The 15031-nt window shown below is 38.4% G+C and carries 9 protein-coding genes; 8 read left to right on the forward strand and 1 reads right to left on the reverse strand.

Features of this window, described 5'->3' with window-relative positions:
* Positions 1-103: 103 nt before the first annotated feature.
* Positions 104-652, reverse strand: a complete 549-nt coding sequence (locus tag B7692_RS05530; protein WP_084923128.1) for an NADPH-dependent FMN reductase — start codon at positions 650-652, stop codon at positions 104-106.
* A gap of 421 nt (positions 653-1073) precedes the next feature.
* On the opposite strand from B7692_RS05530, the gene B7692_RS05535 reads away from it, so the two are divergent.
* The 8 genes from B7692_RS05535 to B7692_RS05565 form a co-directional block, all read left to right on the forward strand.
* The gene (locus B7692_RS05535; RefSeq protein ID WP_084930157.1) at positions 1074-2270 is read left to right on the forward strand and encodes an MFS transporter; all 1197 of its coding nucleotides are present in this window, start codon (positions 1074-1076) and stop codon (positions 2268-2270) included.
* A 187-nt stretch (positions 2271-2457) separates the two neighbouring features.
* Entirely contained in the window at positions 2458-2946 is a 489-nt protein-coding gene (locus B7692_RS05540; RefSeq protein WP_192855476.1) for a cell wall elongation regulator TseB-like domain-containing protein, read from the forward strand.
* On the forward strand, positions 2943-4130 hold the full coding sequence (locus B7692_RS05545) for a pyridoxal phosphate-dependent aminotransferase (protein ID WP_084930158.1): 1188 nt from the start codon (positions 2943-2945) through the stop codon (positions 4128-4130). The genes B7692_RS05540 and B7692_RS05545 overlap by 4 nt, the downstream gene beginning before the upstream one ends.
* Positions 4123-4488, forward strand: coding sequence for a VOC family protein (locus tag B7692_RS05550; protein ID WP_000565230.1), 366 nt, complete (start codon positions 4123-4125; stop codon positions 4486-4488). Before B7692_RS05545 ends, B7692_RS05550 begins: the two co-directional genes overlap by 8 nt.
* An 18-nt stretch (positions 4489-4506) precedes the next feature.
* Positions 4507-5850, forward strand: a complete 1344-nt coding sequence (gene asnS, locus B7692_RS05555; RefSeq protein ID WP_084930159.1) for an asparagine--tRNA ligase — start codon at positions 4507-4509, stop codon at positions 5848-5850.
* Positions 5851-6518: 668 nt separating this feature from the next.
* Positions 6519-8624 carry a YSIRK-type signal peptide-containing protein gene (locus tag B7692_RS11525; protein WP_419991798.1) on the forward strand — a complete coding sequence of 702 codons (2106 nt, stop codon included), beginning with the start codon at positions 6519-6521 and terminating at the stop codon, positions 8622-8624.
* Positions 8625-10136: 1512 nt separating this feature from the next.
* On the forward strand, positions 10137-14597 hold the full coding sequence (locus B7692_RS11530; protein WP_419991799.1) for an LPXTG cell wall anchor domain-containing protein: 4461 nt from the start codon (positions 10137-10139) through the stop codon (positions 14595-14597).
* A gap of 100 nt (positions 14598-14697) precedes the next feature.
* A partial coding sequence (locus B7692_RS05565; RefSeq protein ID WP_142360027.1) for a transposase occupies positions 14698-15031 on the forward strand: 334 nt, incomplete at its 3' end.

Raw genomic sequence — 15031 nt, forward strand, 5'->3', positions numbered from 1 at the left:
TTTTTGGATGGCTGATGTTTGTCTGAAAATTTTGATTGAGTCTAAAAATGCCACCCTATTAGGTGGCGATAATTGATTTAGACTTCTTAAAATTCTCTATTTTTTACTGAACTGCTGCGAGCAAGTCTTGAGCTTGTTTTTCAATTGAGTTTAGGACTGTTTCTTCGAGAACCAATTTTCCGTCTGCCCAGGCAGAGTCGTTGACACGTGCAGCAGTGAAATCACCAACGACTTGTGTACGGATAAATGGCAAGAGGTCCTTGTAGATAGAGAAAAGTTGATCGTGACCTGCATTGGCTACAGATGATACTGTGACAAACTTGTCTTGAAGAGCAGAAGCGCCACGTGTATCAGATAAGTCAAGGGCACGAGATAGCCAATCAAGCAAGTTTTTCACTGTTCCAGGGATAGAGAAATTGTAGACTGGAGAGAAAATCCAGATAGCATCCGCAGCGAGAACCTCTTCACGAGCAGCAGCTACAGCTGGATGAGTTGGAACTTCCAAATCTTGGCTGAAAAGAGGAAGGGCTGAATAATCAAGATAGCTAACTTCTGCTTTACCAGCAAGTGCTTTCTCAGCTTCGAGGGCCATTTGGTGGTTGAAAGAACCTTGACGTAGTGATCCGACGATAAATAATACTTTTTTAGACATGATATGTCTCCTTTTTCTTAAAATTTCCGAGAAGTCTCTCGTTGTTATAAAATATATTACAACAAAAGAAAAGGACTTGCAAGAAATTTGCTTAGAGTTTATTTGAAAATTATAAAATTGCTGAAACTCTAGTCAGTTGCCACTGGAAAAGTAAGAACTGTTTTTTGGATTTTAGTTTTCTTTGATTTTATAGGAGTATTCCAATATTCTCTTGTAATATGATGACATAAGTGATAAAATAAACAAGAAAACTCGCAATAGAAACCGCATAACAGCTATTTTCCGGTATCATTTCATAAATAATTAAAGGAACAATAATGGCATTGAAGAATGCTTCTAAAAAGGGGTGGAGATCATGTAAGGAACAGATTAACAAGTGACGGACAAAAGAAATAATAATACACTTGTTAAAGGAGAAAAAATGTTAATAAGAAATTATCGGAAAAATATTGGCCTGATGGCCGGAGTTGAGTTTTTTGCATTTCTAGGGATTACCAGTTTTTGGATTCTCTTTCTCAGTCAAAACGGAATGTCTCTTTGGCAGATTGGACTTCTGGAGAGTATTTTTCATACGACCAGTCTTCTCTGTGAAATTCCATCTGGTATGTTAGCTGACCGCTATTCCTATAAGACCAACCTTTATTTAAGTCGTATAGCAGGAATTGTGTCTTCTATTCTCATGTTGGCTGGGCAAGGAAATTTTTGGATTTATGCACTAGCTATGGCGATAAATGCCTTGTCTTATAATTTTGATTCAGGAACAAGCGCAGCAATGGTTTATGATTCAGCCGTGGAAGCTGGACTCAAGAAGCGTTACTTATCTATTTCAAGTTTTATGTCAGGAGTAGCAGAAGGAACTCGGTCTTTGGGGACAGTGTTGGCGGGATTTTTTGTCCATGGTCAATTGCACCTGACCTACTATATCATGATTGCCACTTCTATCATAGTTCTTTTCCTGATTTGGATGCTGAAAGAGCCCAGTGTCAAGCTAGAAAAAGCTGATAGTGTGACCATGAAACAGATTATTTGGACTGTTAAGGAAGAGTTGAAGCGAAATCCCATGCTTTTCAACTGGATGATTTTGTCTCAGATTGTCGGAACACTCATGTGCATGTTTTATTTTTACTATCAAAATCAGTTACCAGATTTAAGTAGTTGGCAAATTTCAGCAGTTATGCTACTTGGTAGTCTCTTGAATATCCTTGCAGTCTATCTAGCGAGTAAGATTGGAAAGAGATATGCCGCCTTGAAGATTTTCCCTCTTCTCGTCCTGCTGACTGGAGTTACCTACCTGCTGTCCTACTTTGGAACACCTCTAATCTATATTTTGGTTTATTTGATTAGTAATGCTCTATATGCTCTTTTTCAGCCGATTTTTGACAATGATTTGCAAGAGCGCCTTCCAAGTGAAGTAAGGGCAACCATGCTGAGTGTCTACTCTATGATGTTTAGCCTAAGTATGATTGTATTCTTCCCACTGACAGGGTGGTTGATTGACCATTTAGGCTTTGTAGTAGCATTTCTTTATCTAGGATTCTTTTTAGTCATGATTAGCCTTCTACTGCCTGTATTTTTAGGAAAAATGGCTAAAAGAATAGATGATAAAATAATTCCATAAGTTAAAAGAACTTCTAAAAACTTGAGTGCCAAAGCTCAAGTTTTTTAATAGGTTGATTTTGGAGCTGCCTTTACTTTTCTTGCTCGGTTTTAATCAAGAAAAATCTGTTTTGTTTGAAGGAAGAAATAAAGTGCGTTTGTTCCTATATTCACTTGTAATAAAGCCCAATAGATGGTAAAATAGACGAGTGAAAAAAAGACAAAATAAAGCAAAAAATAATCTACTGTGGCAGTATGGTCTAGGGATGACGATTTTGCTTGTGGTTATCAGTGCTTCCTTTCTGTATCTGGTTTCTCTCGGCATGAAACCCTATCAAACAGCTAAAAGTGAAGGAGAAAAATTAGCTCAGCAGTATGCAGGATTAGAGCAGGCTGATCAGGTTGACTTATACAATGGCTTGGAATCCTATTATAGCGTTCTTGGTCATAATAAAAAACAAGAAGCACTTGCTGTCCTGATTGGAAAAGATGACCATAAGATTTACGTTTATCAGCTAAATCAAGGTGTTTCACAAGAAAAAGCAGAAGCTGTTTCGAAGGAAAAAGGAGCTGGCGAGATTGACAAGATTACCTTTGGCCGTTATCAAGATAAGCCAATCTGGGAAGTCAAGTCAGGCTCTGATTTTTATCTAGTAGATTTTGAAACAGGAGCATTGGTCAATAAGGAGGGCCTATGAAACTATCCAACCGTGTTTTAGAAATGGAAGAAAGTGTCACTTTAGCTAGTGATGCGAGAGCAAAAAAATTAAAAGCTCAAGGTAAGGATGTCCTTTTCTTGACCTTGGGACAACCAGATTTTCACACTCCTGAAAATATTCAGGATGCTGCAGTTAAAGCTATTCGAGAAGGACAGGCTTCCTTCTATACAGTAGCTTCAGGTCTACCAGAATTAAAAGCTGCAGTGAATACCTACTTCGAGCGCTACTATGGCTATTCTGTCGCAAGTAACGAGGTTACCTTTGCTACAGGTGCCAAGTTCTCCCTCTATACTTTCTTTATGGCTGTAATCAATCCTTTAGATGAGGTTATTATTCCAACTCCATACTGGGTTAGTTATGGAGATCAGGTCAAGATGGCAGAAGGGATTCCAGTCTTTGTTCAAGCTAAAGAAGACAATGATTTTAAAGTCACGGTGGATCAACTAGAACTAGTTAGGACAGATAAAACAAAGGTTTTGGTTCTCAATTCACCATCTAATCCGACTGGTATGATCTATACTCGTGAAGAATTACTAGCTATCGGAAATTGGGCAGTTGAGCATGACATTCTGATTTTAGCAGATGATATATACGGTCGCCTTGTTTATAATGGAAATGAATTTGTTCCAATCTCAAGTCTATCAGAAGCAATTCGTAAGCAAACTATTGTTATCAACGGTGTATCTAAAGCCTATGCCATGACGGGTTGGCGAGTTGGTTATGCGGTAGGTAATCCTGAAATCATTGCAGCTATGAGTAAATTGACGGGACAAACAACTTCAAATTTGACATCTGTTTCTCAATATGCGGCTATTGAAGCCTTAACAGGACCACAGGAGTCTGTTGATATCATGCGTCAGGCTTTTGAGGAGCGTCTCAATACCATTTATCCGCTATTATGTGAGGTCCCAGGTTTTGAAGTCGTTAAACCACAAGGAGCTTTCTATCTCTTCCCAAATGTAAAAAAAGCCATGGAGATGAAAGGTTATACAGATGTGACTGACTTTACAACAGCTATTCTTGAGGAAGTTGGTTTGGCACTCATAACAGGAGCTGGCTTTGGAGCGCCAGAAAATGTCCGCCTCAGCTATGCGACAGACCTAGACACGCTTAAAGAAGCAGTTAAACGTTTGAAAGCATTTATGGGTAGTGAGAATGATTGATCATTTTGAAATTAAGGTAAAGGATTTACAAATTTCAGAAGGATTTTATAGGAGTTTTCTCGCCCCTTTGGGCTATAAATTGGCTTTTAAAACTACTTCTCTAATCAGTTTTCTTGCCCCAAATAGCCCTCATCCTGGTGGTGACTTTTGGTTAGCTCAGGGGACGCAAAATCCTATTCACTTTGCTTTCTTAGCAGAAAATAAGGAAGAGGTTCAAGCTTGTTATGAGGCTGGCTTAGAGGCAGGTGGGCTAGACAATGGTGCTCCTGGTTATCGCAGTGAGCATCCGATTTATTATGCTGCTTTTATGATTGATCCAGATGGGAACAATATAGAGGTGGTTTGCCATAAAGAATAAAAAAGAAAAGGAAAAATAATGACAAAACGTGTAACGATTATTGATGTAAAAGACTATGTTGGTCAAGAAGTGACGATTGGTGCTTGGGTTGCCAACAAATCAGGAAAAGGAAAAATCGCCTTCTTGCAATTGCGCGATGGAACAGCCTTCTTCCAAGGTGTGGCCTTTAAACCAAACTTTGTAGAAAAATTTGGTGAAGAAGTGGGGATTGAGAAGTTTGATGTCATCAAACGCTTGAGCCAAGAAACGTCTGTCTATGTGACAGGTATTGTCAAAGAAGACGAACGTTCTAAGTTTGGCTATGAGTTGGACATTACAGACATCGAAGTAATCGGTGAATCTCAAGACTACCCAATCACACCAAAAGAACACGGAACAGACTTCTTGATGGACAACCGTCACTTGTGGCTCCGTTCTCGTAAGCAAGTAGCGGTGATGCAAATCCGTAACGCTATCATTTATGCAACTTATGAATTCTTTGACAAGAACGGCTTCATGAAGTTTGATAGCCCAATTTTGTCAGGAAATGCTGCAGAAGATTCAACTGAACTCTTTGAAACGGACTACTTCGGAACGCCAGCCTACTTGAGCCAGTCAGGTCAGCTTTACCTAGAAGCAGGTGCTATGGCTCTTGGTCGTGTATTTGACTTTGGTCCCGTATTCCGTGCTGAAAAATCAAAAACACGTCGTCACTTGACTGAGTTCTGGATGATGGACGCAGAGTACTCATACTTGACACATGATGAGTCGCTTGACTTGCAAGAAGCTTATGTGAAAGCTCTTCTACAAGGTGTTCTTGATCGTGCGCCTCAAGCCTTGGAAACATTGGAACGTGATACAGAACTCTTGAAACGCTACATTGCAGAGCCATTCAAACGCATCACTTACGATCAAGCTATTGACCTCTTGCAAGAGCATGAGAATGATGAAGATGCTGACTACGAACATCTTGAGCATGGTGATGACTTTGGTTCACCACATGAAACGTGGATTTCAAACCACTTTGGTGTGCCAACATTTGTCATGAACTATCCAGCAGCCATCAAGGCCTTCTACATGAAACCAGTTCCTGAAAATCCAGAGCGCGTGCTTTGTGCAGATTTGCTTGCACCAGAAGGTTATGGAGAAATCATCGGTGGGTCTATGCGTGAGGAAGACTACGATGCATTAGTTGCTAAGATGGATGAACTTGGCATGGATCGTACAGAATATGAATTCTACCTTGACCTTCGTAAATACGGTACAGTTCCACACGGTGGATTTGGTATCGGTATCGAGCGTATGGTAACCTTCGCAGCAGGAACAAAACACATCCGTGAAGCTATCCCATTCCCACGTATGTTGCACCGTATTAAACCGTAAGAATAAAATAATAAAAAGAGGATAGACAAAACTCCTTGAAATTATAAAAATGCATAGTATCAGGTATTTGAAAACTTTGATATTATGTGTTTTTTTAGAAGAGTCTAGGACAATAGTTTAACCTTAAATATAAAAAGCGAACAAAACGAGTTATCTGACACTCAGAATTCTGTCTTGTTCGCTTTTTTGTCTAATCAATCGATTTTAAAATTTATAATAAAGAATTCCGAAAATCAAAATCTTTTTGTCCCAGCCTCCTTTCAATTGATTTTTTAACCAGTCTCATTTACAATCCTATAATTCTATAATGTTACGATGTTTCAAACAAAGTATTTGAGATTTTATTTTAAAACTGATATACGAATAATTCGTTACTTAGGCTCAAAACAGTGTCTAATCAACTCTCTCTACTAACTTATAGTAATTTAGTCTTTATTTGTATGTGCAGATATATGTATAGAATAAGTGCGACGTCTCGAAAATAGAGGTGACTGTCCGTTTCCTCTTTAGGCAATCCACAGGATATATCTATCTAACGTTTGCACTTTTTATGCGACACCAGAAAGGTCTACAATTTTAACTGAATGGCTATTAGTATGAGATAGAAAGATTGGTTGGGAGTTAGGTATATAAAAAAATAATTTTATAAAAGGAGGTTGTGACTCTAAATGAAGGGGAAACAACAAGATTTTAGAACGGAAAAGTATATTCGTTATGGTATTCGTAAGTATAGCTTTGGAGCAGCATCAGTAGCCATTGCGGCTGGTTTAATGTTCTTGGGAAATGGAGCAGTTTCAGCGACAGAGGTACAAGGTGCAGAAACTATAGTAGCAGTAGCTTCAGCTGAAAAAACTGATCAGAATATTACAGAAGTAAAGCCAGAAACTGAAAAAAATGCAGAAGTTAAAGCAGAAGAGACTAAAAAAGTAAATAAGGCTACCCTTGAAGCAAGTATTGCCACTTTAGAATCTAAACTTTCAACTGCTAAGCATGCAGATGCTTCAGTTGTATCCAATGTTCGTGAAGCTTTAGCAACTGCAAAAGCTGTTTTGGCTAATGAAACAGCTAAGCAAGAAGAGGTAAATATTCAAAAAGATATTCTTTCTTCATTAAAAACAGTTGTAACAGAATCAAACAAGCTAGGATTAGAAACAAAAGAGGCTGATAAAGATAAGGCAGCAAAAGAAGAATCAGAAAAAACCATCACACCAACAGAAGAAGCTGTTTCTGTTGCAACAACAACTCTTACACAAGTATCATCAGAAGCTGAAGTAACAAACAAATTAGCTGAGACTGAACTTGCTAAGGCTGATGTCAAAGAAGAAAACAAGGCAGCAGTTACAGCAGCAGTCGCTAAGAACCAAGCAGTACTTGCTGAAACTAAGGCTCTTTTGGCTGATAAGAGTGTCACAAAAGAGCAAGTAGATGCACAATTGGAGCGCCTTAACGAATCAATCCTTGCAGTTTACAATGAGTTGAAAAATGCAGGGATTAACCGTGATGGTAAGTTCGCGGTAGCTCTTTCAGCTAACGAAGGATATACAGCAGCTTCCACAGAATTACGAAAAGAAAATGGCGAATTCGATGGAGCTACTGGTAAATCTTACAAAGTATTAGATGGTAACAACAATTACAAAATTTATGTTCATGGTTATCAATCTGATAATACTGAAGTAGTAGCAGCTAATAGTGGAAAATCTGGTACAAGCGGACGTACGGATATTCCATTATCTAAATCAGAAGCTCAAAAACTTGGACGTGAAGCAGAATTATGGAAAGGTAAAGTCCGTGCTACTGGTGTTGCTAATGGAAACACAGTATGGGGTGCAGGTGGAGCTTATGAATATCTAGCCACAGAAATCTATGGATATACTTATGAACAAGGCAATCACTACGTTTATATTACTGATGCTAAAAAACGTTTCAGTTTATCACCGGAAGCAGAAGCTGCGGGATATAAAATTAAAAATATCCAACTAAGTAACTTGGTTCCAGGAACAGGATATAATGAAAAAACAGATACTGTTGAAGGGTATGTAGCTGCAAATATCCAAAATGGTGTTTACGATATGCGTTATATTGTCACTGTTGAAAAAGATGGTCAAACTCAAGAAGTTACATTCCGTGACTTAACCGCAGGATGGATTGGTTGGCAAGACTCAACTGCTCCATCAATTCAAGGAACATCTACAATGGTAACTATTGGAGATGAAGTGAACCATGATATTAAATATGCTGATAATGAAGGAATTAATAAGGATACACGTGCTGATTACGCTCGTACAGATGGTTCTAAATTTACAGCAGGTTCTAAAACAGCTCTTGCATCAACCGCTAAAAAAGCAACATTTACAGCAATAGATGGTACAAAAGTGACGGCGATGTCAAACCCTCAAATTGTTACTGCGCATACTACTTTAAATGGAGTTTATACGGCTAAAGATACTTCAATTACAGATGTGGTACCAGGGTTAGATTATAATCCAACGACTGGAATGATTCATGGTAAAGCAAAAGAAGCTGGAATCTTTACAGTTGCAGCATTTGCAAAAGACTACAACAACTCAACAAACTCTAAGAATGCATCTTGGACAATGAACGGACAAGAAGCTCATGAAAACATCACAATCGCAGTAGCTCCTAAAATTACAGTATCTAATGTAGAAGCTTATGCAACAAAAGTTCCAGTATCCGTTTCAAATGGTGCTAATAAAGCAGAAATCACAATGCCAGATGGAACAGTTACAAAATTAGTTGTAAAAGATGGCAAATAGACAGTTGCAGAAGGTACAACAAATACTGCTGTTAAAACAGGTGACCAGTTAGGAGATGCATCAACAACAACATCTTCGAAATTCAATCTTCCAGTTACTTCAGATGCTACACAATATGTTGGAGTAGATAGTATTGCAGCCAAAGCTACTACAGATAAAGTTCGTGCTGACTTACAACGTGAAGTTGTTAAAGTGAAAGATAAGGATAATAAAGAGTACACAGCCACATTTAATAGTGCAACTGGTAAATATACTCTTCCAAATGAAGAAGCATATGTTTTAAAAGATAATGGAGATGGAACTACAACATTAACAGAACGTCGAGTTTATACAGATGCAAAAGCAGATGGAAGTGTTGACTACATCGTTTATGAATTTACTCGTACATGGAATTCAACATCTTCAGCAGCTACTTTAACAGAAAAGGTTGCAGAAATTCGTAAAAAAGGTGAAGTAACAGCAGTAGGAGATGTAACTCGTACAGTTACTACATTACCAAAAGCACAAACAGCTGATACAAAAGGGGTTACTGTTACTGTAACTTATGATTCAGCAACAGATAAATGGACTGCTTCTGACGGCTCTACAGTTACTGCTGAAAAATCAAATGCAGGATGGAAGATTTCTACAGATTCAGGATTTAAAGGATATGTAGCTTTCCGTGAAGCAACAGGAACAGACGTGGCTTCTATTCAAAATGATAAGCCAGAAGGAACATCAACAAGTTATGCAGATACACAAGGAAATTCTGTAGACTTATTGAAATCATCAAAAGCAAATGTAGCATTTGAAGATAAAATTGACGATGAGTCAGATGATGCTCAATCTGAAACAATTAAAACTAAATTAACGGTAACTTCACCAAGTGGAGCTAAAAAAGAATTTAACTTAGCAGAAGCAGAAGAAAAAGCATTTATTCAAGCGCAACGTACTGCAGCAGAAAAAACAAAAGCAGCAGCAGAAGCGATTGCGAACGCTCGAGGAGCAAATAATGAATTAGCGAAAATTCAAGAATTAGTAGACCGTCAAGATAGAATTGTAGAGGATGCACAAAAAGCATTAGATGATTTACATCTACGTACAATTTCACCAACAGCACAAGACTTAGCTGAGAAAAAATTAAAAGCAGCAAAAGAACAACAAGCATCACTAAAAGCTGAATTGGATAAAGCAAAAGCTGCATTACCTGATGTAGAAGCAAAAGTAAAATCAGCTCGTGATGAAGCTCTTGCAGCTGAAAAAGCTGTAGAAACAGCTCGTGAAGCATTGAAAACAGCAGCTGAGAAAAACTTAGAAAACCCAGAAATCGCAGCATATACATTAGGTGAGTATGGAAGTTATAAAGTAACAGTAAGATCTGTTGACTCAAACGGTGTTGTAACAACTCCAACAGTAGGAAAAACAGATTCAGGAGAAGTTACAGAAGATGCAGTTGCAGAAACAACTTACTACATCGTAGTTTCTAAACCTGAAAAATCTTCTGGTGCAGAAGGACAAGAACAAACTGATTCAATGGAAAAAGGATTCAAGACTGGTTTACCAAATGATGCAGAAGTATCTGACTACAAACTAGTTGATCCAGAATCAGGTAAAAAAGTAAATTCTGTAACTACTGATGAAGGTACTTATGAAATTGATGAAAATACAGGTAAAGTGAACTTCACACCAGCGCCAGGATTTATTGGTACGGCTAAACCTTTAACAGTTTCAGCTAATGTAACGTTAACAGGAGATGATGGTCAACCAGTAGTAGTAGAATCTTCAACTACTTACACACCAACTGTATATGGTGTTAAACCATCTAATGATGAAACTAAAGGAAAACAAGGACAACCTCAAGAATCTAAATCAGGAAAAGATCGTTTCTCTGAATTAAACACAGGAACTAATACTCCAGATGGAACAAATGTAGACTGGGCAACAGCGAAGTACTCATTAGAAGGCGCTGATGAAGAAGGTAAAGTTGTAGTAAAGGGCGAAGGAACATACACAATCGATAAAGATGGTAAAGTAACCTTCACACCAGAACCAAGCTTCAAAGGTAAAGCACAAGGAGTAGAGGTTAAAGTAGCTGTAACAGCAACAGACTCAGAAGGAAATAAAGTTGAAGTTACATCTAGTGGAAACTACACTCCAGAAGTGGAAGAAGTAGAACCAACTGCAGAACCAAAAGAGACAAGTGGAAAACAAGGTAAACCACAAACTCAAGATGCAACTACAATGTTTAAAGAAGGTGACGAAACAGCACCAATCGATAAGTCAACAATCAAACTTGTAGACCCAACAGGTGCAGAAGTCACAACAATGCCAGCTCTTAAAGATGGAAAAGAAGTCGGTACTTATACTTTAGATCCAGAAACTGGAGTGATTACATTCCAACCAAATAAAGACTTTACTGGAACACCAGATCCAGCGAAAGTAACAGCTGCAGATAAAAACGGAACTAAAGTAACAACAACTTACACTCCAACTGTTACTCCAGTAGTACCAGAAGGACAAGATAAAACTACTACAAATTTACAAGGTAAACCTCAACAAAGTAGAGTAACCTTTACTCCGGGAGATAATGAATTCCCAATCGATAATAAAGTACCAGCAACATTTGAAGATGGTACAACTAAAAAAGTAGTATCAGGAGAAGGAACATATACAGTAGATCCTGACGGAACTGTTCATTTCCAACCTGAAGAACAGTTTACAGGTGTAGCTAAAGGTGTAACTGTAAAACGTGTTGATACAAACGGAACACCAGCTACTGCGAAATACACACCAATTGTTAAACCAGTAGTACCAGAAGGATTCGATAACATTACTACAGGCGTGCAAGGTCGAGAGCAAAATGGTAAACCTTACTTCAAACCAGGAAATGAAGCAGTGCCAATCGATTACGATAAACCAGCAACACTACTTGATCCAGAAACGAAGCAACCTGTTCCTTCAAATGAACTTCCAGCGAAAGATCCAGAAGGAAATGTAATCGGTAAGTATACTTTAGATCCGACTACAGGAGTAGTGAAATTCACACCAATAGATAAAAGTTATGTAGGGCCAGTACAACCAGTAACAGTTCAACGTGTTGATAAAAACAATACACCGGCAACAGCTGATTATACTCCAGTAATCGTAGGGGTTAAACCAACGGCTAAGCCAGCTGAATCAACGGATGTACAAGGTGCAACTCAAAAACAACCTATTACATTCAAAGGTGGAACTGCAGATTTAGAAGATCCAGTTGGAAACCCAATTAAATCAGATCCAGTTCCGATTAATCCAGGTTCAGTAACATTATTAGGTGAAGATGGACAACCAACTGAAGAAGTAGTTGTAAAAGATCCAAAAGATCCAAGTAAAGTTATCGGTAAGTATACTCTTGTAAAAGAAGAAGGTAAAGATCCAGTTGCAGTATACACACCAGAAGACAAAACATATGTAGGTCCAGTTCCGCCGGTAACTATTCAAGCGGCAGATATGAACGGAACTCCAGTACAAACTACGTATACACCTAACATTGAACCTGTTAAACCAACAGCAAAACCAGCTAAAACAACAGATATTCAAGGTAAAGCGCAAACAGGATTACCAGAATTCAAAGGTGGAAAAGTAACGGTTAATGGTGAAGAGAAAGTTGTTCCAATTGATGAAACAAAAGCTCCAAAACTAATCGATCCTAAGACAGGTAATCCAGTTGATTCTGTAACAGTTGAAGGTGAAGGAACATACACAATCGAAGATGGTAAAGTGAAATTCCAACCACAACCACAATTTACAGGAACAGCTACAGGTGTAGAAGTTCAACGCGAAGATACAAATGGAACACCAGTAAAAGCTAAATACACTCCAACGGTAACTCCAGTTAAACCAACAGGAGAAGACGTTACATCAGAAGATATTCAAGGTGCTGAACAAAATGGGACACCAAAATTCACACCAGGAAATCCTGATGTTGCAATTACAATTACTGATGAGCAACCAGCGAAATTAATCGATCCAGAAACAGGGAAGCCAACTGATAAAAACAAAGTAGTGATTCCTGGTGAAGGAACATATACGATCGATCCTAAATCTGGGGAGGTAAAATTCCAACCAGAACCACAATTTTCAGGTCAAGCAACAGGGGTAACTGTTCAAGTGAAAGATGCGAACGGAACACCTGTAGAAGCAAGCTACACACCTAAAGTTAAAGGTGTAACACCAACAGCAACACCAGCTAAATCTAAAGGTATTCAAGGTAAACCACAAACAGGATTACCAGAATTCAAAGGTGGAACAGTAACGGTTAATGGTGTACCAAAAACTGTTGAGATTGATGAAACAAAAGCACCTAAACTTCTTGATCCAGAAACAGGAGAACCAACTGACGAACCAGTAGTAATTCCTGGAGAAGGAACATACACAATCGAAGATGGTAAAGTGAAATTCCAACCAGAACCACAATTTACTGGAAAAGGAGAAGGTGTAGAAGTTCAACGTGTAGATAAGAATGGTACGCCAGTAACAGCGAAGTATACTCCAAAAGTAGTGCCAGTAACGCCAACTGGAGAAGATAAGACATCAGTAGGACCTAAAGGTCAACCACAAACAGGAACACCAGAGTTTCAAGGTGGTTCAGTCAAAATCAATGGTAAAGAAGAAACTGTTGAAATTGATAAGGATGTTCCAGCTAAACTAGTTGATCCTAAGACAGGAAATCCAGTTGATTCAGTAACGGTTGAAGGAGAAGGAACATACACAATCGATAAAGATGGTAAAGTAACATTCACACCAGAACCAGAATTCCTAGGAACAGCTACAGGAGTAACTGTACAACGTGTAGATAAGAACGGAACAGAAGTAACGGCTAAATACACTCCAACAGTAACACCAGTAACAGCGACTGTAGACAAAACTACAGAAGGACCTAAGAATGCTCCTCAATCAGACACGCCAGAATTCACAGGAGACGTAGATTTAGATGTACCACCAACATTCTCTGATGGATCAACTACGAAAGTAATTGAAGGAGAAGGAACTTATACTATCGACAAAGATGGTAAAGTAACATTCACACCAGAACCAGAATTTACAGGTACTGCAGATGGAATTACGGTCATTAGAAAAGATAAATTAGGTAAAACTATCTCTGCTCAATACACACCAACAGTACGTCCGGATACTGAGCTTGTAGATGAAAATGGAAATCCAATTAAAGGATATCCAAGTGAAGATGGAACAACACCGAAGAAAGATAATGTTCCAGAATACAGATTTGTAGAAACGAAGAAACTTCCAGATGGAGATACAGAACATATCTACGAAAAAGTAACTACATTCTTTAAAGATAAAGATGGTAAGGAACTTCCAAATACACCTTCTGAAAAAGGTATTGTTGAGAAGAAAGATGTACCAGGTTATAAATTCCTAGAGACGAAGAAACTTCCAAACGGAGATATAGAACACGTATATGAAAAGGTTGTTACGCCAACACCTACTCCAACTCCATTTGAATACAAAGTCATCACAACTTATGTAGATGAAAACGGAGAATTAATCATTCCGGATGAAAATGGTTCACATCCAGGTAAAGAATTAAAAGGATATGAAATCGTTCGTACTGAAAAAGATGAGAATGGAAATGTCCGTAATATTTACCGTAAAGTGACAACACCAGAAACATCTATCATCACAACATTTGTGGATGAAAATGGTAACCCAATTCTTCCAAATGAAAATGGCGAAGTTCCAGCTAAGGATATCCCAGGATATGAATTAGTCAGAACAGAAAAAGATGCGAACGGTAATGTCCGTCATGTTTATCATAAGATTCAAGAAACAATACAAGAGCAACCAGTGCAACAAATATCAGAAAAAGAAGCTGAGGCTAAACAAGAGTTGCCTAACACAGGTACAGAAGCTAATGCTAGCCTAGCAGCACTTGGACTTCTTGGAGCCCTAGGTGGATTTAGACTTCTTGCTCGCAAGAAAAAAGAAGACTAAAAACTCATAGTTTTTAGAGTCTGGGACAATAGTCTCTTATCTCCAAAAAAAGCAACGGATTTGCCGTTGCTTTTTTGCATGGTTACGATAGTCTTGGTAAATCAGTTCTTTCTTGCCACAAGACCATCTCGTCTTTACTATTGAAAAAGTGGTGAATACCTTGGAGGATTGTCACTTCCACGCCTTCTATCATGCCTTTGCTCGTCCGTCTTATCACCCCAAAATGCTTATAGCTACTCTTCTATTTGCCTATTCACAAGGGATTTTCTCTGGACGAAAAATCGAAAAAATGATGATTGAAAATCTCGCTATGCAATACCTAACAGGACCGTTGATTGTCAGCTATCGCACCATCAATCGTTTTCGAGTCGCTGAAGGGATGGAAGAACTCATACGTAATCTTTTCATGGACCTCAATCTTCGTTTAAAAATGG

It is taken from the genome of Streptococcus mitis, from assembly GCF_002096925.1.
GTDB lineage: Bacteria > Bacillota > Bacilli > Lactobacillales > Streptococcaceae > Streptococcus > Streptococcus mitis_AF.